Annotated in this window: 17 protein-coding genes and 1 pseudogene; 4 read left to right on the top strand and 14 right to left on the bottom strand. The window is 71.4% G+C overall.

The genetic code is table 11. The features are described from left to right. Window positions 1–58 precede the first annotated feature (58 nt). Window positions 59–1,282: a serine hydrolase domain-containing protein gene (locus ACZ5CW_RS17240; protein WP_468601992.1), complete on the top strand. Its 1,224-nt coding sequence runs from the start codon at window positions 59–61 to the stop codon at window positions 1,280–1,282. Window positions 1,283–1,707: 425 nt separating this feature from the next. Here ACZ5CW_RS17240 and ribA read toward each other — a convergent pair whose 3' ends face one another. Continuing rightward, complete coding sequence (gene ribA, locus ACZ5CW_RS17235; protein WP_468601990.1) at window positions 1,708–2,367, bottom strand: GTP cyclohydrolase II; 660 nt, start codon at window positions 2,365–2,367, stop codon at window positions 1,708–1,710. Between the two features lie 38 nt (window positions 2,368–2,405). On the opposite strand from ribA, the pseudogene ACZ5CW_RS17230 reads away from it, so the two are divergent. After that, a pseudogene (locus ACZ5CW_RS17230) lies at window positions 2,406–3,152 on the top strand (creatininase family protein); the annotation flags it as partial. Here the strand turns inward: ACZ5CW_RS17230 and ACZ5CW_RS17225 are convergent. The 5 genes from ACZ5CW_RS17225 to ACZ5CW_RS17205 all read right to left on the bottom strand — a co-directional run bounded on the left by ACZ5CW_RS17225 (window position 3,038) and on the right by ACZ5CW_RS17205 (window position 8,444). Next, window positions 3,038–4,375, bottom strand: a complete 1,338-nt coding sequence (locus tag ACZ5CW_RS17225; protein WP_468601988.1) for a lysylphosphatidylglycerol synthase transmembrane domain-containing protein — start codon at window positions 4,373–4,375, stop codon at window positions 3,038–3,040. The pseudogene ACZ5CW_RS17230 and the gene ACZ5CW_RS17225 sit on opposite strands and share 115 nt — an antisense overlap. Before the next feature lie 254 nt (window positions 4,376–4,629). Continuing rightward, complete coding sequence (locus tag ACZ5CW_RS17220; protein WP_468602082.1) at window positions 4,630–5,601, bottom strand: class I SAM-dependent methyltransferase; 972 nt, start codon at window positions 5,599–5,601, stop codon at window positions 4,630–4,632. A 143-nt stretch (window positions 5,602–5,744) separates the two neighbouring features. Further along, window positions 5,745–6,947, bottom strand: coding sequence for a glycosyltransferase family 4 protein (locus ACZ5CW_RS17215; protein ID WP_468601986.1), 1,203 nt, complete (start codon window positions 6,945–6,947; stop codon window positions 5,745–5,747). Further along, window positions 6,944–7,342, bottom strand: a complete 399-nt coding sequence (locus ACZ5CW_RS17210) for a 6-pyruvoyl trahydropterin synthase family protein (protein WP_468601984.1) — start codon at window positions 7,340–7,342, stop codon at window positions 6,944–6,946. Before ACZ5CW_RS17210 ends, ACZ5CW_RS17215 begins: the two co-directional genes overlap by 4 nt. A 112-nt stretch (window positions 7,343–7,454) precedes the next feature. Next, a complete protein-coding gene (locus tag ACZ5CW_RS17205; RefSeq protein WP_468601982.1) occupies window positions 7,455–8,444 on the bottom strand; it encodes a zinc-dependent alcohol dehydrogenase in 990 nt (329 codons plus the stop codon). 107 nt (window positions 8,445–8,551) lie between these two features. Between ACZ5CW_RS17205 and ACZ5CW_RS17200 the strand changes: the two genes are divergently transcribed. Beyond that, window positions 8,552–9,316 carry a CDP-alcohol phosphatidyltransferase family protein gene (locus ACZ5CW_RS17200; RefSeq protein ID WP_468601980.1) on the top strand — a complete coding sequence of 255 codons (765 nt, stop codon included), beginning with the start codon at window positions 8,552–8,554 and terminating at the stop codon, window positions 9,314–9,316. 76 nt (window positions 9,317–9,392) lie between these two features. On the opposite strand, the gene ACZ5CW_RS17195 is transcribed toward ACZ5CW_RS17200, so the two are convergent. Beyond that, window positions 9,393–10,094 carry a YcnI family protein gene (locus ACZ5CW_RS17195; RefSeq protein ID WP_468601978.1) on the bottom strand — a complete coding sequence of 234 codons (702 nt, stop codon included), beginning with the start codon at window positions 10,092–10,094 and terminating at the stop codon, window positions 9,393–9,395. A 40-nt stretch (window positions 10,095–10,134) separates the two neighbouring features. Then, a complete protein-coding gene (locus ACZ5CW_RS17190) occupies window positions 10,135–10,875 on the bottom strand; it encodes a hypothetical protein (protein ID WP_468601976.1) in 741 nt (246 codons plus the stop codon). A 264-nt stretch (window positions 10,876–11,139) separates the two neighbouring features. Here ACZ5CW_RS17190 and ACZ5CW_RS17185 point away from each other — a divergent pair, with 264 nt between their 5' ends. Further along, window positions 11,140–12,723 (top strand): alpha/beta fold hydrolase, encoded by a 1,584-nt coding sequence (locus ACZ5CW_RS17185; protein ID WP_468601974.1) that lies wholly within the window; start codon window positions 11,140–11,142, stop codon window positions 12,721–12,723. Window positions 12,724–12,992: 269 nt separating this feature from the next. On the opposite strand, the gene ACZ5CW_RS17180 is transcribed toward ACZ5CW_RS17185, so the two are convergent. The 6 genes from ACZ5CW_RS17180 to ACZ5CW_RS17155 form a co-directional block, all read right to left on the bottom strand. Beyond that, window positions 12,993–13,550 carry a hypothetical protein gene (locus ACZ5CW_RS17180; RefSeq protein WP_468601972.1) on the bottom strand — a complete coding sequence of 186 codons (558 nt, stop codon included), beginning with the start codon at window positions 13,548–13,550 and terminating at the stop codon, window positions 12,993–12,995. Between the two features lie 78 nt (window positions 13,551–13,628). Next, complete coding sequence (locus ACZ5CW_RS17175; protein ID WP_468601970.1) at window positions 13,629–15,890, bottom strand: hypothetical protein; 2,262 nt, start codon at window positions 15,888–15,890, stop codon at window positions 13,629–13,631. Window positions 15,891–15,901: 11 nt separating this feature from the next. Then, window positions 15,902–16,378 carry a hypothetical protein gene (locus ACZ5CW_RS17170; RefSeq protein WP_468601968.1) on the bottom strand — a complete coding sequence of 159 codons (477 nt, stop codon included), beginning with the start codon at window positions 16,376–16,378 and terminating at the stop codon, window positions 15,902–15,904. A gap of 228 nt (window positions 16,379–16,606) precedes the next feature. After that, a complete protein-coding gene (locus tag ACZ5CW_RS17165) occupies window positions 16,607–18,487 on the bottom strand; it encodes a discoidin domain-containing protein (protein WP_468601966.1) in 1,881 nt (626 codons plus the stop codon). A 222-nt stretch (window positions 18,488–18,709) separates the two neighbouring features. Further along, the gene (locus ACZ5CW_RS17160) at window positions 18,710–20,074 is read right to left on the bottom strand and encodes a GH1 family beta-glucosidase (protein WP_468601964.1); all 1,365 of its coding nucleotides are present in this window, start codon (window positions 20,072–20,074) and stop codon (window positions 18,710–18,712) included. 29 nt (window positions 20,075–20,103) lie between these two features. Next, window positions 20,104–20,943 (bottom strand): carbohydrate ABC transporter permease, encoded by an 840-nt coding sequence (locus ACZ5CW_RS17155; RefSeq protein WP_468602080.1) that lies wholly within the window; start codon window positions 20,941–20,943, stop codon window positions 20,104–20,106. Window positions 20,944–20,956: the final 13 nt, after the last annotated feature.

Raw genomic sequence — 20,956 nt, 5'->3', positions numbered from 1 at the left:
GTGCGCAGCCGGCGGAGTGGCCGGAGCGCACCGCGTACGACGCGGGCGGAGGAGAGCAATGGGACAGCTGCGGCGGGAAGTCGACCCGGACGAGGCGGGGCTGGACGTCAGGGCGCTGGACCGTCTGGACCGGCACTTCGCCCGCCACGTCGACGAGGGAAGGCTGCCCGGCTACCTGGTGGCCCTGGCCCGCGGCGGCCGGGTCGCCCACCTCACCACGTACGGCCGGCGCGACGTCGCGGCGGGGCTGCCGGTCGAACCGGACACGCTGTGGCGGATCTACTCGATGACCAAGCCGGTGACCGCGGTCGCGGTGCTGACCCTGGTGGAGGAGGGCACGCTGTCCCTGGACGACCCGCTCGACCGCCATCTGCCCGCGTTCGCCGAACCCCGTGTGTACGAAGGCGGTTCGGGCGCCGACGTGCGCACGCGCCCGGCCTCGGGCCCCATCCTGATCCGGCATCTGCTCACCCACACCGCGGGCCTGACCTTCGGCTTCTACTACAGGCACCCGGTCGACGCCCTCTACCGCGAGGCGGGTCTGGAGTACTCGGTGCCGCCGGGTGCCGCTCTGGCCGAGACCGTCGAACTGTACGCGCGCATGCCGCTCCAGTTCGACCCGGGTACCCAGTGGAACTACTCGGTCGCCTCGAACGTGCTGGGCCGGGTCGTCGAGGTGGTCTCCGGGCAGCCGCTGGACGCGTTCTTCGCCGAGCGGATCCTCGGCCCGCTCGGGATGACCGACACCGGCTTCCACATCGCGCCCGAACAGGCCGGCCGCCTCGCCGAGTTGTACGGCGAGACCGAGGAGGGCGGGACGGAACCGGTGCCGGGGCTGCCGGTGCACGGCAGGCCACGGTTCCTGTCCGGCAGCGGCGGCCTGGTCTCCTCGGCCCACGACTACCACCGGTTCATGGAGATGCTCCGCCGGGGCGGCGAGCTGGACGGCACCCGGCTGCTGTCCGCGGACACCGTCGCCCTGATGACCCGCAACCAGCTGCCCGGCGACGCGGTCCTGCGGGACTTCGGCGCCCCCGTCCACCGGGACCCCGGCAACGACGGCCTCGGCTTCGGCTTCAACGTCTCCGTGGTGGTGGACCCGTCCCGCACCCTGGCCCCGTCGAGCCTGGGCACCTACGGCTGGACCGGTGTGGCCACCACCGCGTTCTGGGTCGACCCGCGCCACGACCTCACCGTGCAGTTCATGACCCAGGTCCGCCCGAAGACCCTGAAGGTCTTCCCGGAGCTACGGCGGCTGGTGCGCGAGGCACTGGCGGACTGACCCCGCCACCGGGCGGAACCGATGTCCCGCGCGGCGCGTTCGGCCGGCCACCGGTCGGAGCGGCCGGGGTCCCGGCCGCCCGGTGCAGGCCTGCCGGCAGGCTGCCGTCGACGACGTGACGGACACCCGGGCCGAGCGGCGGCGGACGCAACGGCCAATCACCGACTCGTCCGGACCACCGGCCAGGACCGCAGGAGAGCGCGCTGCCGCATCGCCTGGGCGAGCCCCGGGGGGGGCCGGCGGTCGTGGGTGCCGGTGGCGAGATCCGGCCGGTCGTCCGGGTCGGCCGTGCCGAGCAGCGGGCCGGGTCCTCGCGGGGCCGGAGAACTGCGCCCGCGCCCCGCCGGCCGCCTCGGAGGTCGAGCCGGCGGCGACGACATCGCGCAGCGCGCCCGGGCCGGAACCGCGCAACGGGGGCCGGCGGGTCAGGAGCCGTGGGCCACGGCGTCCAGGTGGGGCAGGATGTGGTCCATCCGCTCCCGCTTGGTCCGCAGGTAGGTGATGTTGCTCTCGCACGGCTCGATCAGCAGCGGCACCTGCTCGGCGACCTGGATGCCGTGCCGGACCAGGGCCTCCCGCTTGCGCGGGTTGTTGGACATCAGCCGTACCGAGCGCACCCCGAGGTCGTGCAGGATCTGGGCGGCGACGCCGTAGTCGCGGGCGTCGACGGGCAGCCCGAGCGCCAGGTTCGCCTCGACCGTGTCCAGGCCCTCCGCCTGCAGGGCCATCGCGCGCAGCTTGGCGAGCAGTCCGATACCGCGGCCCTCGTGGCCCCTCAAGTAGACGACGACGCCGCTGCCTTCGGCGACCACCGCCCGCATCGCCGAGGCCAGCTGGTCACCGCACTCGCAGTGCTGCGAGCCGAACGCGTCCCCGGTCAGGCACTCCGAGTGCAACCGGACCAGGACGTTCTCGGTGCCGATCTCGCCGTGGACGAGGGCGACCTGCTCGTCACCGCGGTCGTGGTCCAGGTAGCCGATCGCCTGGAATTTCCCGTACACGGTGGGCAACGGCGTATTCACGACGCGTTCCGCGCCCGAACGCCGCGGGGACTTCTTGCCGAGTACGCCGATGTTTTCTGTCATGATCTGATTCCTAAGCAGAGACGAAAGGCCGTGAAGAGATGAGTGATTCGGGCGCGCGAACGGCGGCATACGGAGTGGTGCCGACGGACACCACGGAAGAGGTACGGACGCGGGGGGCGGACGTTTCAGCACAGGTCGCCGTCCTTCCCGTCGGAAGCTTCGAACAGCACGGTCCGTTCCTTCCGCTCGCGACCGACACGCTGATCGCCTGTGCCGTGGCCCGGGAGATCGCCGCGGCGTATCCCGTGCACCTCCTTCCTCCGGTGACGATCTCCTGCTCGCACGAGCACGCGAACTGGCCGGGGACCGTCAGCATCTCCGCCGTGACCCTGCACGCGGTGGTCCGGGACATCGCCGAATCGCTGCGCCGCTCGGGCGTGCGGGCGCTCGTCGTGGTCAACGGGCACGGCGGAAACTACGTACTGGGCAACGTCGTTCAGGAGGCCTCCGCGCGTGGGGAGCGGATGGCACTGTTCCCGGCGGCCGAGGACTGGGAGACGGCGCGGGAACGGGCCGGAGTGCTGACCTCGCTGCTCACCGACATGCACGCGGGAGAAATCGAGACCTCGATTCTGCTGCACGCTCACCCCGAATTCGTCCGCCCTGGTTACGAGTCCGCCGATTTCACCGCCGACGACCGGCGGCAGCTGCTCACCGTGGGAATGTCCGCCTATACCGAATCGGGCGTCATCGGCCGTCCTTCCCTGGGTTCCGCGGAAAAGGGGAAGGCACTGCTGGCGAGCCTCGTCGAATCCTTCGAGCCGTACCTCGCGTTGCTCACCTCGCCCGGGGGGCGCGGGTAGTCCGGCACGGGAGCGTGGCCGGGGTCCGTCGCGGGCGCGCGATCGGGGGCCGTCGCGGGCGGGCCCCCGAGGGCCGTCGCGGCGGCTTTGGGCCGCGGGCCCGCCTGGCGGCGGGAGACGAGAACGACGGCGCCGGGCAGGCTCGCCACGAAGCTGAGCACGCCGTACACGACGCCGACGGCGACCCCGGTGCTCGCGCCGAGGCCCGCGGCGCCGAACGCCCAGGCGGTGACGCCCTCGCGGGGGCCGAAGCCGCCGACGTTCAGCGGCAGGCCCATCGCGACCAGGGCGAGGACCGCGAGGGGGATCAGCACCGCGACCGGAGCGGCGCAGCCGGACACCCGAGCGGCGACCACGAACATCGCGAGGTGGCCGGCGAGGACGACGGCGGAGGAGAACGCGATGCCCGGACCGCCCTGCCGGGACAGCAGGCTCTGCCGTGTCTCCCGCAGGACGGAGCGCAGAGCGCCCTCGCCACGCGCGGGGGCGCGGTTCATGCGGACGGCGAGGACGACGGCGAGCGCGCCGGCGGCCGCGAGGGCCACCAGCGGGGCGAAGCCGCGAGCCTGCGCACGCACCGGGGACGGCAGGGTCAGCAACGCCGCCGCACCGACGACGGTCAGCGCGAGCTGTCCCGCGACCCGCTCCAGTACGACCGCCTTCACGCCGCGCCGGAGGTCGCCGGCGCTCTGTCCGTGCCGCACCGCCCGGTGCACATCGCCCAGGATCCCGCCGGGCAGCGCCGCGTTCAGGAACAGCGCCCGGTAGTAGTCGGCGACGGCGGGCCCCAGCGGCAGCCGGATGCGCAGCCCCCGGGCCACCAACTGCCAGCGCCACGCGCTGAACACGGTGGTGACCACGCCGATGCCCAGCGCGGCCAGGACCGTCACGGTGTCGATACGCCGAAGCCCGTCGAGCAGCACCCCGGTGCCGAGCCGCCACAGCAGCGCGGCGAGGATGACCACACCCACGGCGGTGCCGAAGTGGGTGCGCAGGGCACGGGAGTCGAGGCGGCGGGGGGCACGGGCCTGCGCCGGACCGGACACGTCCGCCTGCACGGCCTCGGACGACGGCGGCTCCAGGAGCGCGGTGCCGGCATCGGGGGCACGGCGGCTACGAGCGGGGTCCGCCTCGGAGGCACGACCGGTACCGGCCGGAGGTGCCTGGGGCGTACGACGCGGACCGGCGGCGGCCGCCTCGGGCAAACGCCCCGAACCGGCAGCGGCTGACCCCGCGATACGGCCCGCGCCGGCGGCGGCTGACCCCTCGACACGACCCGTACCGACAGCGGCTGACCCCTCGACACGACCCGTACCGGTGGCAGCCGCCTCGCAGGCGTGGTCCGTTCCGGCGATCGCGGTGTCGGGCGCGGGGGCGGTGGCAGCGCATTTCGCGCGCGTGCCGGGCACGGCGGAGTTGCGCGCCCCGGTCCCCGCCCTCGTTGCCACCGCCCGCGCGCTCATGACGTGCCCCCGCTCGGCCGGGGCAGCGCCAGCAGGTCGCTGTGGTGGACGACGACCCGCAGCTCGCCGGCCGCGCAGGCGGCGAGCCGGTCGCGCAGGTAGCGGTCGGCGCGGTCGCGCAGGTCAGGCCGCTGTTCCACGGCCGCGCCCACCCAGCCGCGCAGCCACTGCTCGGTGAGCGCCGCCTCGTCCGGGCCGAGCCGCCACGGGCTCGGGGACACCCGTACCGTCGCCCCGCGCTCGGAGAACACCTCGCAGGTCACGGTGACCGCGTCCGGGCCGAGCAGTCCCGTGCGCCGCTGATGGGCGTTGAACGCCTCCGCGATCTCGGCGTCCAGCGGGTCGGCCGGGGCGAGTTCGACGCGTCCGGCGACGGACAGCGTGAGCAGCGCGGGGCAGCCGGCTCCGGTACAGGCGTCGGCGAGGGTGACGACCTCCTCGTGGGTGAGTACGTCGAGCAGCGCGGACGCGGTCACCAGCGAGGCCCCGGCGAGCGCGTCGGGGGTCAGGCGGGCCACGTCGCCGCGGCGGGTCTCGACCGTGATGCGGCTGCCGTCGGCGGCGGAGCGCGGGGAGGCCACGGCGGCGAAGTGCAGCAGGTACGGGTCGCGGTCGTGGAGGATCCAGTGCTGCGCACCGTCCAGGCGGGGCGCCAGCCAACGGCCCATCGACCCGGTGCCGCAGCCCAGGTCGTGCACGACCAGGCCGCCGGTCCGGGCAACCAGGTCGGCCAGCCGGATCCGCAAGGGGTCCAGCAGCTCCTCCGCCCGGCCGGCCGCGTCGGCGCCCTCCCGCAGCTGCAGCCACTCGGGCGCGTACCGCGGCGGTTCCTCGGCGTCACCGTCCCGCAGCCGTACGGTGGCCCGCTCGCCGGGCCGGGCGACGGGACCGGCGCCGGCGATGACGGGAGCCGGGGTGGAGTCGTCGGCACCGGCGGCCCCGGCGGGAGCGGTCTCGGCCCCCCGCACCGCCTCGGATTCCTTGCCGTCCGCTGTCACGGACTCCTCCTCGGCCGGGCCGGGACGGGACGGGATCGGCCCCCTCGGTCCCGGCTGGGCCGGAATCGCTGCGGTCGACGCGGTAGCTGCGGTCGATGCGGTCTTCGGGGTGCTCATGCCGCCCTCCTCGGTGCTTCGGGGAGTCGCTGCAGGACTCCGGCCAGGCTGCGGGCGGTGGTCGCCCAGCCGTCGAGCGCGGCGCGACGGCCGCGGGCGGCGGCCTTGAGCCGGCGGCGTACGTCGGGCTCGCCGAACCAGCCGCGCAGTTCGGATGCGAGCGCCGCGGGGTCCTCCGGCGGGACGAGGATGCCGGGCACCCCTCCGTCGGGGGCGCGGCCGACCGCCTCGGGCAGGCCGCCGACGTCGGTGGCGAGGACGGGAATGCCGCGGGCGAGGGCTTCGGTGACCGCCATGCCGTAGGTCTCGGCGTAGGAGGTGAGGACCATCAGATCGGCGGCCGCGTAGGCGGCGTCGAGGTCGGCGCCGGAGCGCGGCCCGGCCAGCCGCAGCCGGTCGGCGAGGCCGTACCGGTCGATGAGGGTGCGCAGATGGGTGACGTACTCGGGGTCGTGGCCGAGGCCGCCGACGCACTCGCAGGTCCACGGCAGGTCCCGTACCGCCGCGAGCGCCTCCACGAGCCGGTGCTGCCCCTTGCGGGGGGTCACCGCGGCCACGCACAGCAGGCGGGAGACGCCGTCGGTGCCTGCCGCCAGGGGTGCGATGTCGGCGCCCGGCGCCGCCACGTGCACCCGGTCGGGGGCGAGCCCGTGGTGGGAGACGAGCCGGCGCACCGCCCAGTCACTGGTCGCGATCACCGCCGGCACGGCCCGCAGCACCGTCCGCTCACGGGTGTCGAGATCGGCCGCGACGGTCGCGTCGAGGCCGGTCTCGTCACCGAGCGGCAGATGGACGAGCACCGCGAGCCGCAGGCGTTCCGCCGCGGGCGCGATGATGTCCGGGACGCCGCAGGCGACGAGTCCGTCGAGCAGGACGACCGCGTCGTCCGGCAGGTCACGAAGGGTGCGGGCGAGCCCGTCCCGGGCGGCCCGGTCGGGGCGCGGCCAGGTGCCGTGCGCGGCGTGCCGGGTGACCTGCCAGCCGAAGCCGGGCAGGTCCAGGCAGACGCGGCGGTCGTAGGCGTTGCCGCCGCTGGGCGCGGCCGGGTCGTCGACGCCGCCCGGCATGACGAAGTGGACGGTGCGCAGGGACATGGGGATGATTCCGGCGTTCTCGGCGGCGGTGGACTGCGCGGGCACGTAGGCGAGGCGTGCCCTCTCCACGGTGCCCTGCGCGGACTCCACGGTCAGGTCGGTCACAGGCCACGCTCGTAACTCGCCCAGGCGATGTGCGACTCGTGCAGGGTGACCGTGATCCCCGCCAGGCCCTTGGCTCCCTCGCCGAGGGCGCCCTTGTGGACGCGTTCGGCGAGCCGGTCGGCGATGACCTTGGCGAGGAACTCGGTGGAGGTGTTGATGCCCGCGAAGTCGGGTTCGTCGTCGAGGTTGCGGTAGTTCAGCTCGGCGACGACGGCGCGCAGTTCCTGCGTGGCCAGGCCGATGTCGACCACGATGTTGTCCTCGTCCAGCTGCTCGCGGCGGAACGTCGCGTCCACGAGGAACGTGGCGCCGTGCAGTCGCTGCGCGGGCCCGAACACCTCGCCGTGGAAGCTGTGGGCGATCATGATGTGATCGCGGACGGTGATGCTGAACAACGGACGACCCTCCAGGTGCGGCGCGTCTGGTCCCCCCTGCCCTTGCCTGCCGGGGGATGCCGTGTAGTACGGCTCTTCGCTTCCCCGTGTTCAGCCCTCTCTCACTCTTTTCTCAGGTCAGGCCCGTCTCGGCGTACCGCACCCGGTGGCACAGGGCGGGGACCTCGCCGGAGGCGAGCTTCGGCATGACGTCGGGGAGTTCCTCGAAAGCGCTCTCCCCCGTGATGAGCGCGTCCAGCGCCGGGTCGGCGAGCAGGTCGAGGGCGAGGGCCATACGGTCGCCGTAGCCACGGCCGGCGCGGGCAGCCGGGGAGACGGTGCCGACCTGGCTGCTGCGCAGGCTGAGCCGGCGGGAGTGGAAAGCCTCGCCGAGCGGCAGGCTGACCCGCCGGTCGCCGTACCAGCTCAGTTCCACCACCGTGCCCTCGGGGGCGAGGAGTTGGAGGGCCCCGGTGAGGCCGGCCTCGGTGGCGCTGGCGTGCACGACGAGGTCGCAGTCGCCGAGGGCGTCGGCGGGTGCGGCGAAGTCGACGCCGAGCGCCTCGGCTGTCCTGGCGCGGGCCGGATCGGCGTCGACGAGCTGCAGCCGGACGCCGGGGAAGCGGGCGAGCAGCGCGGCCACCGAGCAGCCGACCATGCCGCCGCCGACCACCGCGATCCGGTCGCCGATCAGTGGCGCCGCGTCCCACAGGGCGTTCACGGCGGTCTCCACGGTCCCGGCGAGCACGGCCCGCGCGGCGGGCACCCGCTCGGGCACCACGGTCACGGCGCTCACCGGAACGACGTAACGGCTCTGGTGCGGGTACAGGCAGAAGACCGTTCGACCGATCAGCTCAGCCGGGCCCTCCTCGACGATGCCGACGCTCAGGTAGCCGTACTTCACCGGGCCCGGGAAGTCGCCCTCCTGGAACGGAGCCCGCATCGCGGCGTGTTGGCTCTCGGGAACCCCTCCGCGGAACACGAGCGTCTCCGTGCCCCGGCTGACCCCGGAGTACAGCGCGCGCACCACGACCTCGTCCGCGGCGGGCTCCGGGAGGGTGACGTCGCGAAGCTCGCCGTGGCCCGGTGAGCGCAGCCAGAACGAGCGGGCCGAGCGGTTCATCGGCATCCTCCTGAACGATCGGGAAGTTGTTCACGTACCGAGAAGTGCACAGGCCGCGCACAGTACGCGGCGTTGATCGACTCTGTCACTCGGCCGGAGGGTGTGCGGTGGCCCTGAACAACACGTATGACGCGAGGCTCCAGCAGGAGACCGCTGTGGGAGCGGGCGTGCAGATCCTGCTGCTGGCCCTGCTCGGCTCGGCGATCGGCCTGGGGCCGGTCGGCTGGCTGACCGGGCTCGCCTTCGCGTTCGCCACCTGGGCGGTTCTCGCCCGGGCGCTGCACCGCTCCCGGCTCAGCTCCTTCGGGCCCGCGAACCGGGTCACGCTCGGCCGGGCGACCCTGGTCGGCGGGGTGACCGCGCTGGTCGCGGACTCCTTCCAGAGCGCGCCGCCGGTGACGCTGCTGGTCGGCCTGACCGCCGTGGCCCTGCTCCTGGACGGTGTGGACGGCAAGGTGGCCCGCCGGACCGGCACCTCGAGCGCGCTGGGCGCCCGCTTCGACATGGAGGTCGACGCGTTCCTGATCCTGGTGCTGAGTGTGTATGTGTCCATGCAGCTCGGCCCGTGGGTGCTGCTGATCGGCGGCATGCGGTACGCGTTCGTCGCCGCCGCCCGCCTCGCCCCCTGGCTGAACGCCCCGCTGCCGCCGTCCTTCGCCCGCAAGACCGTCGCCGCCGTCCAGGGCATCTGCCTGCTGGTGGCGGGCTCCGAGCTGCTGCCGCACCTGGCGAGTCTCGGGGTGGTCCTGCTGTCTCTCGGCTCATTGATGTGGTCCTTCGGCCGGGACGTGCTGTGGCTGTGGCGCACCTTCCGCACACCGGCCGTGGCGCCGGTCACCGAGCCGAAGCTGCTGGAGCTGGCCGCGCGCTGAGCGGCCACAGGGAAGGGCCCGGACCGCCGCCGATCGGTCCGGGCCCTTCCGCCTGTCTGCCGTACCGCGTCGGCGGTTACGAGCGTGCGCCCCTGCTCCGTACGATCGCGAAGGCGGCGGCCGCGAGACCGAGGACGCCGGCGACCAGGCCGGCGACGCCGAGCCCGCGGGCCGTGGTGTCGCTCGCGCCGGCCGCCCTGGTGGTGGCGGTGGCAGGGGCCGGGGCGGTGGCCGGGTCGCCGGCCGTCAGCTTCAGCACGGGCGCCGGGTTCTCCGGTTCGTCGCCGCCCGAGGGCTCCTCGATCCAGCGGACGACCTTGCCGTCGGAGTAGGTCTGCAGGGTCTTGAACGTCAGCTCGCCGATGCCTTCGGGCAGTTGCCCGAAGGCGACGTCGAAGTCCTCGTACCGACCGGCGCCGATCCTCCCTCCGGTGAAGGTGATCTCGGAGGCCGCCTCGGTGATCGTGCCGTCGTCGGTCTTCACCGGCGTCCTGAGCCTGGTGGTGGTGACCTTGGCGGTCCAGCCGTCCTGCGGATGGACCAGGACGCCGAGGACGGGATGGTCGGTGGGCAGGAAGACCTGGACCTTGGTGGTGGAGGCGGCGTCCTCCTCGTTCGGGACCCGGAAGGTCAGCACGCCGTCGGTGGCACCCGCGGCGTAGCTCTCCGGGTGGACGGTGACGTGCGCGGAGGCGGCGCCGGCGGCGAGGAGGACCGAGGCGGCGGCGACGGCCGTGACGGCGACGGCGCGGCGCGTGGGGCTGCATGACGTGGACATGCGTGAGTCGATCTCCGTACGGGTGACGTGTGAAGAACGGTCAGCTGGAGTACGGGACCGGGGCCGGCGGTCCGCGCCGGTTCACCGCGTGCCGCAGCAGGGCGCGGCGGGGCGGCTCGGGGTCGGCCGTGACGCTCGTGGCGTGACCGGCGGGCGCGGGCAGCGGGGAGCCCCGCCACCAGGCGACGAGACCGGGCACCAGCGCGGCAGCCCGGCGCAGCAGCGACCACAGCGCGGCCTCGCCCCGCCACAGCCACCAGGAGGCGGCCAGCGCGGCGAGCAGGTGGGCGACGGTGGCGTGGGCGGTGGCCGGGTGTGCCACGGCGTGCGCGTGCATCGCGTGCGCGTGGGTCATGGGGGCGTGGGTCGTGTACGCGTGCGCCGTGTGCGCGTATGCCGAGTGGGCGTGAACCGGCTGCGCGTGAACCGGCTGCGTGCGCGTCGCCGCCATGGTGTGCCCCGATGTGGCCGATCTGCGCGGCATGGCCGCCCCGCGCCGCATGACCGCCCGGGCGGAATCCGGGCCGCGCCGGTGCGCCGCGCCGAAGGCCAGGTGCAGTCCCGCCTGGGTGGGCAGCATGGCCGCGCCGATGCCGGGCAACGACCGCTCGCGTCCGCCGAGTGCCCAGCCGGACGCGAACACAGCGAGGAAGCCGGCCGCGTCGGCCCGCGGCGACGGCATGCCGCCGACGGCCAGGGCGTGCCCGGCGGCGGCGAGCAGCACGCACACCGCGGCGAACACCGCGGCCCGCAGGCTTCGCACCGCCGGGGACGCGCTCATGGTGAGGGATCCTGCCACGCTCGGGCGCCTCACGGAGGCGACTGTGCCGTAGGGCGGCTTGCCGCCTTCGGGACGCCACGACCATCACCATCACCATCACCTGTGGGCGCGGACGGAGATCGGCCCGGCCGGGTTCTCCTCCGCAAGTCTCTTTCTCTGTCCGCCTGGAGTAGCAGCAGGACCGATCCGCAGGTGGATTCGCCTTGATGAGCAGATGCGAAATCGTCGTTCCCTCCGACAAGTTGATCGAAAGGAACGGCAATCGTGCGGATAGGACGCATGGCGCCCTTGCTCGCGGTGGGGATCATGTCGACGCTGGTCCCCGCTCTCGCTCCGGCGCAGGCATCCGCGGCAGAGCCGATGAAGAGATTCGAGCACCAGAAGCCCGCGTGGCACCGGTGCGACACGTCCCTGCCCGCCACCTACCAGTGCGCCACGATCAAGGTCCCGCTCGACTACAGCCGCCCCGCCGCCAAGACGATCGAGCTGGCCGTCTCACGCATGAAGACCAGCACTCCCGGCAAGCGGCACGGCGTGCTCCTCTTCAACCCCGGCGGCCCGGGCGGCGAAGGCCTCGACATGCCGGTCATGATGCGGGACGTGCTGCCCGCCAAGGTCCGCGAACAGTACGACCTCGTCGGATTCGACCCACGCGGCGTAGGGCGCAGCAGCCCGGTCAGCTGCGGGCTGACGACCGGCGAGCAGAACATCGAACATCCCTACCGGGCGCAGAAGTTCAACCATGTCGTCAAGTGGGCCAGGACCGTCGCCGAGAAGTGCCGCGCCAAGAACGGCGACAAGCTCGCGCACATCACCACCCGCAACACCGCCCGGGACATGGACGTCATCCGCGCCGTGCTGGGCGAGAAGAAGATCTCCTACCTGGGCTACTCGTACGGCACCTACCTGGGCGCCGTCTACACGCAGATGTTCCCCGCACGGGCCGATCGCTTCGTGCTGGACAGCGCGGTCGATCCCGCCCGGGTCTGGCGCGGCATGATCCAGGTATGGGCGGAGGGCACCGAACCGGCCTTCACCCGCTGGACGAAGTGGACCGCCCAGCGCCACCGCACCTACAAGCTCGGCGACACACCGGCCGAGGTGAAGACCACGTTCTGGGACCTGATCGCCCGGGCCGACCGCAAGCCGATCACGTACGACGGCGGGAAGCTCACCGGGGACGACATCCGTGCCGCGCTGCGCCCCGAGTTCTTCAGCCCCGAGAGCGCGGCGGACACCGTCGTCGAGTTGAAGAAGGCCGCTGACGGCAGGCGACCGGCCTCGCCGCGCTCGGCCGCCCCGGATTCCGGGCAGCGACAGCGCCGCTCCGCGGCTCCCGGCGCACGAGTGCCGGCGGACAACGGCTCCGCCGCCTTCTGGAGCGTGGTCTGCGGCGACACGGCGGCCTGGCCGCGCGACCCGGAGCAGTACCGGAGGGAGGCGATCCGGGACAAGGCCACGTACCCGGTGTACGGCGACTTCGGCTCCAACATCACGCCCTGCGCGTTCTGGTCCGAGGCGGTCGAGCCCGTCACGACGGTGGACAACAAGGTCGGACTGCTCACCGTCCAGAACCAGTGGGATTCGCAGACACCGCTGACCAGCGGCCTCGGCATGCATCACGCTCTGAAGGGCTCCCGCATGGTCTATGTCGCGGGCGGCGAGGGCCACGGCGTCTACTCCGGCGACCCGCGCTCGTGCGCCGATCGCACGGTCAACGCCTACCTGGGCACTGGAAGGCTTCCGGCCAAGGACGTCACCTGCAGGACATCCGGCCGCCGGAACCCGAGCGTGACCCACCCCGCCATCCCCACGCCGCAGCCGGTACCGGGAGCGCCTCGCTTCTGATTCCACCACGGGCTCCGGGCCCGCCTCGCCCGGAGCCCGTGCACCACCCATCTCGGTGCCGGTGCGCACGACCCGCCGTTTGGAGCGGTCGAGCCCGGCGCCGGTGAAGTCGTCGAAGAACTCAGCCCTCACCCCAGCGCTCACCGACACAGCGGCCGGGACCCGCCTGCCGGTGACCCGCAGCCCACGCGCAGGAAGGCCCCGGATTCCACGCCGCCCCGCACTCGGTGGGGCCGGTGATACCTGCCGGCCCCTCTCGCCTTGTCCGCTCAGCCGAGCTGCGGAGTGCCGTCAGGCAGGCTGTCCGCGCCGTCGCAATCCCACAGTTTCCGGGCCTCCAGTCGCAGGGTGTCGGCGGCGAGCGAAGCCATCCTCTGGATCACCGCTCGGTCGGACGTCTTCTGATACGTGACATCGACCTCCACCACTGCCTTGCCTTGCTCCTGCCCGGGGGAACAGTCGGCGAAGAGGGAGGTGGTGTCCCCCTTGTGGAATCCCTCGGCCGCACCGAGCGTGATCCGAGTGGCGCCTGCCGCACGCGCATCGCGAGCTACGTCCTTCATGGTGTAATCCGCGCCGGAGTAGAGGCTGTGTTCGATCCTCACCGCCTTGCCGCCGCCGTACACCTTGCAGGTACCGGGCGCCTTCCTGGTGTACGGCTCCTCCGGGTTGAAGACACCGGTGCGCCACTGCGAGAACTGCTTTCCCTTTTCCGGCAGGAGAGCCTTCACATCAGCGCCGGGAAGGGCGTTGTCGCAGACACGCGCCGGTACTGCGACATCGGAGTCTTCGGACGGCCACACCTGCCATGCCACCACACCGACCACGGCGAGGACTCCGACGGCGGCCAGAGCGATCCACAGGCCGAACCGGCGGCTCCGTACTTCAGTCGCATTCATGAGCGGCTATTTCCCTGCTCTCTGTCGTCCCAGGCCATAGGAGTCCAAGATCTCCCGCCTGGCCGCCGTGGCCTGACTCTGCGCATTGACGTCGTCGTAGCCGGCTTCCTTGGCCGCGGTGTACGTGGCGTCGTAGATGGCCTGCGCCGAGCTGGTCTGCTGCTGTTCGAGGAACGCATCCCGGTCCTTCAGGGCTTCTTCGCTCGAATCCCGGGTGAAGTTCTCGACGACCGATTCCTGGATGTCCTCCACGACCCAGCCGGCCACTTCGCCGCCCACCGGAATCTTGCCGATGCCCATTCCGATGATACGTCCGGCCCATTTGTCTGCCGTCGCGACGCCTTCGTTGAACTTGGCGTCGTCGGCGAGCTTCTCGTCAACGACCGCCTGTGTACGAGATTCCGCCATGATGCCGGCGATCTCGCCGCCTGGGTTGACACGGTTGGCGATCTCCGGAGCCAGCTCTTTGTACTTGTCCGCGTTGTGGAACGCGTCGTTGACGAGGTCCGTCGTCACTGATTCCTGGGAGGTGACGATGGCACCGTAGGCGTCCGGATCCTTCCCGACCGCGCCGAGGAAGTTTTTGAGTGCACCGGGCGAGAGTCCCTCAGGATTGTCCGCGACATCGAAGTCCCCCAGATGTGCGCTGGCCCCGTGAGTCCCCACCACGGTCCCCCCGTCCCCCATGAACGCCCCCTGAACATCGCGCATATAGTCCGCGGTGATGTTTCCAAGGCTGTCCCGCAGGGGCGAATCGTCCAGGTCCTTGGGGTCGGCGCCGTAGCGCTCGACGAGTTGGTGGAAGATGTCAGCCGCCTCCTTGGAGTGCGGCGGCGACACGGCGTCGCTTCCATAAGGCAGACTGGTGGTCGCCGCCTCCAAGGCGTGGCCGAGGGCGTCAGGGCCGTAGCCCATGATCGTCTTGGTCTTGTCCTCGTCAGCCAGAATGTTCGCGCTGTTCGTATCCGCCGTCCACTCGAAGTCCTTGTCGGTGAACAGGTCGACGTACGAGTCGAAGCCCAGCTTGCCGTCCTTCTTGACCGTGCCGTCCTCGTTGTACGCGGTAGGCGGCTGGCTGAAGAACTTCTCCGCCGCCTCGGGGCTGTGCCCCAGCGCCTCGAGAACGCTGTTGAGCGGTTCGTTGCCTGTGCCGAGCCGGCCGGAGGGGTTGAAACCGTACGTGTCCGGATTACCCGTCGGCTTGTTCGACAGGAAGAAATAAGGGTCCTTCTTGTGGAGCTGGGTGATGTGCTCCGCGATGGGGTTGAGAAACCGGGAGTCGTAGTTGCCATAGCGCAGCAGACCGCCGAGTACCTGGTAGCCGTACGGCTTGTTCCACTGCCCCCGTTCCCACCCGATCTGCTGGGTGCCCAGATGCCGGAACTGCGCGCCCCAGTCGTTGGACAGATGGTGCTTGTGGTCCGGATCCGTGGCGTTGGCGAGCGTGTACCCCATGTACTTCTGCAGGTCCTGCACTGCGTCGAGCCGGGTGTTGCTCGCGTCACCGCCGGTGCCGTCGATCGACATCGCGGCGTAGAACTGGAGGGTCTTCTCCGGCCCGCCGAGTCCCTGATAGAACTCGGTCGCGAACTCCCCGTCCTTCTCAGCGGAGTTGAATCGCAGGAGTTCGTTGAGTTCGCGCAGCTCCGCGTCGGACATCTTGTCGCCCCGCCGTGCCAGTTCGACGGCGCGCTCGACCTCGGCGTCGTTGAGGGATTCGTACTTGCTGTGGCCCGCGTTGTAGGGATCGTTGCCATGGCTCTTGGCGAGTGCGCGAGCGACCGAGGCATCAATCTCGGCGGCATGGGCGAGGATCCGGTTGATCCGGTCCTCCAACTCCTGCCTCTTGTGCAGCTGATCCTGCGTGCGCTCGTCGGTGTCCCCGCGCACGTGGGGGAAGAAGCACCGGACCCTGCCGCCGCCGATGTCCTCGACACGAATGCCGAGATTCGCGGCATCGTCGTGGACGGCGGTCTTCATCTGCTTCTGCGGCAACTCGAGTTCGGCGTGTCCGTCCTCGAGAACCTGGAAGATGCTGTTGGCCTCGGTGTGGAGGTCGGAGATCTCCTTGGCCGTCTTTGCCACGAACTCCCTTGTCACCGTGGCGTTCACGCCGGTCCACCGCGCGGAGTCCGACTTGGCCTGTAATCCCGTACGAGCACTCTCCGCCGACTTCTTCAGGCCGTCGACGGCCTTCTTCCAGTCCGACACGGCGTTCGCGAGCTTGCCGAGGTCGACCTCGACCAGGTCCGTGAAAGTGAGAGCCATCAGCGGTTCTCCTACTTGAAGTACTCGTTGAGCTGCGACACGGACGTGGCTGAGCCGTCACGGCCACGGAGCACGGCACCGATCTTGGCGTCGTCCTCCGCGTGCCGCTTCTGGGTGTAGTCCAGATGGTCGGAGATGTGCGCACATGCCTGAAGGACGGCTTTGACCTGCAAGGTCCACGTGTCGACGGTCGTCTCCAAAGCGCTGCCGGTCTGAAAGCCGTGTGACTTCAAAGTAGCGGCGGCCTGCATGGTCGAGCCGGTCGAACCGTTGCCGGACCCGGCAGCGGCGATGTCGGCCTGGCTCTTCACATCGTCGTAGATGATGTGGGCCTCGTGGCCCACGGCGCCCAGATCGTCCTGGTGCACCACCAGGTCCCCGGAACCTCCGCCGCCCCCGCCGTCCGGCGGCACGTGGTTGAGGCGCATGCGGGTCTCCCCCCGCCCGGCCGCCTGGGCCTTGAGCTGTTCCCACTCGTCCCATGCCATGGCAGGATCCCTTCCCCCGCGCGGATGATCCGGTGCTTCGCCAAGGTAGCAACCCGCTGACGGAAAACTTATACCGCTTCCGTTGTGCACCGCTTACCTGCTGTGAAGATTCAGGGAAAGGCGCATGGCCATGTGACGGGCACGCAGTGCGCCGTCCTCCGGGGTACGGCCCGAACGGGAGGGCTACTCATGAGGTGCCGGTCCGTTCGGGCCTCGCGGGAGGTCGGGTCAGCCCTTCTGTTCCACCCGCACCCAGTCCACCTCCGCCTGCACTCCCCCGCCCGCGATCCGGTCGACGCTGGACTGCGGCAGGCCCCAGTAGGGGCTCGTGACCTTGTTCCAGCCGGCCGGGTAGGCACCACCGAGGGCGAGGTTGAGGATGACGTACTGGTTGTGGTCGTAGACCCACTGGCCACGGGTCGATTCCAGCTTGTTGCGGGTCGTCTCCTGGACCAGGCGGTCGTCGACGTAGAAGCGCATGGCCGTCGGGGTCCACTCGACCGCGTAGGTGTGCCATTGGTCGGCCGTGCCGCCGCCCGCGTACGTCTGGCGTGCGCCGATGTTGCCGTCCGCCGAGTAGCCGGGGCCGTGCAGGGCCGAGCTGGTCCAGTCGCCGTAGCCGATGTTCTCCATGATGTCGGTCTCGCCGGAGGCCGGCCAGGACACGGAGGGGTCGTCGACGTTGCTGCCCAGCAGCCAGAAGGCGGGCCAGAAGCCGTCGCCCACCGGCAGCTTCATGCGGGCACTGACCTTGCCGTACGTGAAGTCGAACTTCGTGTTCGTGTCGATGCGGCCCGACGTGAAGTCGTAGGTTCCGCCGCCCGCCCGGGTGCAGCTTTTGCAGTACTTCGCCTTCAGGACCAGGCTGCCGTTCTGCGTGCGGATGTTGTCCGTGGAGTCGACGTACGCCTGCGATTCGCCGTTGACCGGTCCCATCTCGGTGCCGGTGCGCACGACGCGCCACTTGGAGCGGTCGAGCCCGGCGCCGGTGAAGTCGTCGAAGAACGTGGTGCGGTAGGCGCCCGGCTGGTCGGCGGGGAGGGACGGATAGGCGGCCGCGGCGCTGCCGCCGGTGCCCCAGACCTGGAACTCGTAGAGGGAGTAGCCGAACTGGGCGGTGGCCGGGGCCGGGTTGTAGAAGGAACGGCGTTCCTTGCCGAGCATGCGGACGTAGCGGCCGGTCGCCGGAGAGGGCAGCCTGACGGTGTCGTGCAGGCCGGTGGCCTCGCCGGGTGCCTTGACGTTGGCGCGGCGGGCGGCGATGTCGGCGGCCGACGGCTGGTAGACCGTGCGCCAGGTGCGGTTGTCGTCCGACACCTGGAGGAGGTAGTCGACGGCGTAGGCGGCCTCCCAGTACAGGTCCACCGTGTCGATCGTCGAGGGTGCGCCGAGGTCGACGGAGACCCAGCGGTCCGCGTTCCAGTCGCTGGACCAGCGGGTCGCGTCGCCCTTGAGGTCGGCGGGCCAGCCGCCGTCCGTCACGAACGCCGGTGAGTTCCCCGCGTGCTGGTAGAGGTTGGAGTACGCCGGGTGGTTGAGGGCCAGGTTGGTGCGGGCCGTCGACGCCGGCGCGGGTTCGCCGCCGTAGACCTTGATGTTCCACAGCGAGTAGCCGTAGGGCGTGGCGCGTTCCAGGCCGCGCAGGCGGACGTAGCGGCCGGTGACCTCCTGGGGGTAGGTGTGCGCCGTGACCGAGCCGCCCGTGCCGGCGGTCTCGGTGTAGAAGGGCGTCCAGTCGGTGCCGTTCTTCGAGGCCTCCAGGACGTAGCGCTTGCCGTAGGCGGCCTCCCAGTCGAGGACGACGCGGTCGACGCGGATCACGGAGCCGAGGTCGACGCGGATCCAGGCGTCGTCGGCGAAGTTGCTGGACCACCGGGTGGCGCCGTTGCCGTCGAAGGCGAGGCCCGGGCCGGTGCCGGGGTTCTCGCTGCCGGACGCGGTGACGGCGGCCGGGTCCACCGCGTAGGCGGCGGCCGCCCGGTCGGTGTCCCAGGCAACGGCGGCGGGGGCCGCGGAGGCGGGGGCGGCCAGGAGCGGGCCGGAGCACAGCAGGGCTGTGGCGGCCAGGGCGGCGAGCAGGGTGCGGGAGGTACGGGTGCGGGCGGGCATGCGGCTCTCCTTGTGGGGTGGAGGTGCACTTCCTGATCTGTGGCGCGCCGGTCGGTCGCGCACCGACGGCGCGCAAGCATGTGTCACGTACATGACATACAGAGGGGCGCGTGCGGCCGGTGGGCACGGGCTCCCCCGCTCGTGCCCACCGGCGTTCCGGGCCGGCTCAGGCGGCCCGGAGTGTGCGGCCGGGCCCGGCCGGCCCGGCGTGATCGGCCGGCCTCAGGCCGCCCGGCGGTTCTGGCCGCGGTGGACGCGGACGATGTCCGCGTACCGGTGCCCGCTGCCCTTGATCGTGCGCACCTGGGTGCGGTAGTCGACGTGGACCAGGCCGAAACGCTTGTCGTAGCCGTAGGCCCACTCGAAGTTGTCCAGCAGGGACCAGGCGAAGTAGCCGGCCAGCGGGGCCCCCTTGCGGGTGGCGGAGGCGCAGGCGGCGAGGTGGCGCTCCAGGTAGTCCTGGCGCTCGGGGTCGTCGATGCTGCCGTCGGGGCGTACCACGTCCGGGAAGGCGGAGCCGTTCTCGGTGACGTAGATCTTCCGGGCGCCGTACTCCTCGGTGAGCCGCAGCAGCAGCGTCTCGATGCCGGAGGCGTCGATCTCCCAGTCCATGCCGGTGCGCGCGACGCCCTCGCGGCGGACCGAGCGGACGTACGGCGCCGGGCCGTCGGGGTCGTCGGCGACATAGGCCGGGAAGTAGTAGTTCAGTCCCAGCCAGTCCAGCGGGGCGGCGATCGTCTCCAGGTCGCCGGGCTGTTCGGGGAGTTCGACGCCGTAGACCTCACGCATGTCGACGGGGAAACCGCGGCCGTGCACCGGGTCGAGCCACCAGCGATTGACGTGGCCGTCGTGCCGGCGGGCGGCCGCCAGGTCCTCGGGGCGGCCGGTGGCCGCGTGCACGGTGGAGAGGTTGTTGACGATGCCGACCTGCGCGTCGGGGGCGGCGGCGCGGATCGCCCGGGTGGCGAGGCCGTGGCCGAGGAGCAGGTGGTAGGAGGAGCGCACGGCGGCGGTCAGGTCGGTCCAGCCGGGGGCCATCGTGCCCTCCAGGTGGCCGATCCAGGCCGAGCACGAGGGTTCGTTGAGGGTCGCCCAGAGCTTCACGCGGTCACCGAGGCGGTCGGCGACGGCGGAGGCGTACTCGGCGAACGCGAGGGCGGTGTCCCGCTCGGGCCAGCCGCCGCGGTCCTGGAGCACCTGCGGCAGGTCCCAGTGGTAGAGGGTGGCGGAGGGGGTGATCTCCGCCTCGAGCAGGGTGTCCACCAACTCGTCGTAGAAGGCGAGCCCCTTGGGGTTCACCGGGCCCGTCCCGCCGGGCATCACGCGCGGCCAGGCCACCGACAACCGGTAGGCGTTGACGCCGAGTTGCCGCATCAGGCCGATGTCCTCGCGCCAGCGGTGGTAGTGGTCGCAGGCGACGTCGCCGTTGTCGTCGTTCGCGATCTTCCCCGGGGTGTGGGAGAAGGTGTCCCAGATCGAGGGGGTACGGCCGTCCTCGGCGACGGCGCCCTCGATCTGGTACGCCGCTGTGGCCGTGCCCCACAGGAAGTCGTGCGGGAGTGCGGCGAGGTCGATGCGTTCGGACACGGAAGTCCTCTCGGAGTGCGGGGTGTTGTTCACTTGACGGCGCCTGCCGTCAGACCGGCGACGAGATAGCGCTGCAGGAGCAGGAAGCCCGCGACCACGGGCACGCTCACGACGAGCGAGGCGGCCATGATCTGGTTCCAGTAGACGTCGTTGAGGGTGGAGTAGCCCTGCAGGCCGACGGCGAGCGTGCGGGTGGTGTCATTGGTCATGACGGACGCGAAGAGCACTTCTCCCCACGCGGTCATGAAGGCGTAGACGGCGACCGCGACGATGCCGGGGATCGCGGCCGGCACGACGATCCGCAGCAGGGCGCCGAGCGGGCCGCAGCCGTCCACCAGTGCCGCCTCGTCCAGGTCGCGCGGCACCGAGTCGAAGTAGCCGATCAGCATCCAGATGGAGAACGGCAGCGAGAACGTCAGGTACGTCAGGATCAGGCCGCCGCGGGAGCCGAACAGGGCGATGCCGGTGGCGTTGCCGATGTTGACGTAGATCAGGAACAGCGGCAGGAGGAAGAGGATGCCGGGAAACATCTGCGTGGACAGCACGGTGACGGTGAAGACCCGCTTGCCGCGGAACTCGTAGCGGCTGACGGCGTACGCGGCGAACACGGCGATGACGACCGAGCAGACGGTCGCCGCGCCGGCCACGATCAGCGAGTTCATGAAGTACTCGGCGAGCGGGACCGTCGACCAGATGTCGATGTACGGACGGATCGTCAGGCCGCTGGGCAGCCAGCGGAACTTGCCGGTGACGTCCGCGAGCGGCTTCAGCGAGCTGGAGACCATCACGTACACCGGGATCAGCACGAAACCGGTGAGCAGGGTGAGGAAGATCCGCCGCGACCACTGGAACGAACGGGGCGGCGCCATCGGCGAGTGGGGG

The sequence above is a fragment of the Streptomyces sp. NPDC031379 genome (genome assembly GCF_055569615.1).
The sequence above is the reverse complement of the archived record's forward strand: the minus strand, read 5'-3'. Positions and strand labels throughout refer to the sequence as shown.

Bases quoted from the DNA above. Each gene is read 5' to 3' on its own strand.
- ACZ5CW_RS17195 (WP_468601978.1), bottom strand. From the start codon at position 10,094: ATGTCCACGTCATGCAGCCCCACGCGCCGCGCCGTCGCCGTCACGGCC.
- ACZ5CW_RS17170 (WP_468601968.1), bottom strand. From the start codon at position 16,378: ATGGCATGGGACGAGTGGGAACAGCTCAAGGCCCAGGCGGCCGGGCGG.
- ACZ5CW_RS17205 (WP_468601982.1), bottom strand. From the start codon at position 8,444: ATGAACCGCTCGGCCCGCTCGTTCTGGCTGCGCTCACCGGGCCACGGC.
- ACZ5CW_RS17175 (WP_468601970.1), bottom strand. From the start codon at position 15,890: ATGGCTCTCACTTTCACGGACCTGGTCGAGGTCGACCTCGGCAAGCTC.
- ribA (WP_468601990.1), bottom strand. From the start codon at position 2,367: ATGACAGAAAACATCGGCGTACTCGGCAAGAAGTCCCCGCGGCGTTCG.
- ACZ5CW_RS17190 (WP_468601976.1), bottom strand. From the start codon at position 10,875: ATGAGCGCGTCCCCGGCGGTGCGAAGCCTGCGGGCCGCGGTGTTCGCC.
- ACZ5CW_RS17165 (WP_468601966.1), bottom strand. From the start codon at position 18,487: ATGCCCGCCCGCACCCGTACCTCCCGCACCCTGCTCGCCGCCCTGGCC.
- ACZ5CW_RS17155 (WP_468602080.1), bottom strand. From the start codon at position 20,943: ATGGCGCCGCCCCGTTCGTTCCAGTGGTCGCGGCGGATCTTCCTCACC.
- ACZ5CW_RS17240 (WP_468601992.1), top strand. From the start codon at position 59: ATGGGACAGCTGCGGCGGGAAGTCGACCCGGACGAGGCGGGGCTGGAC.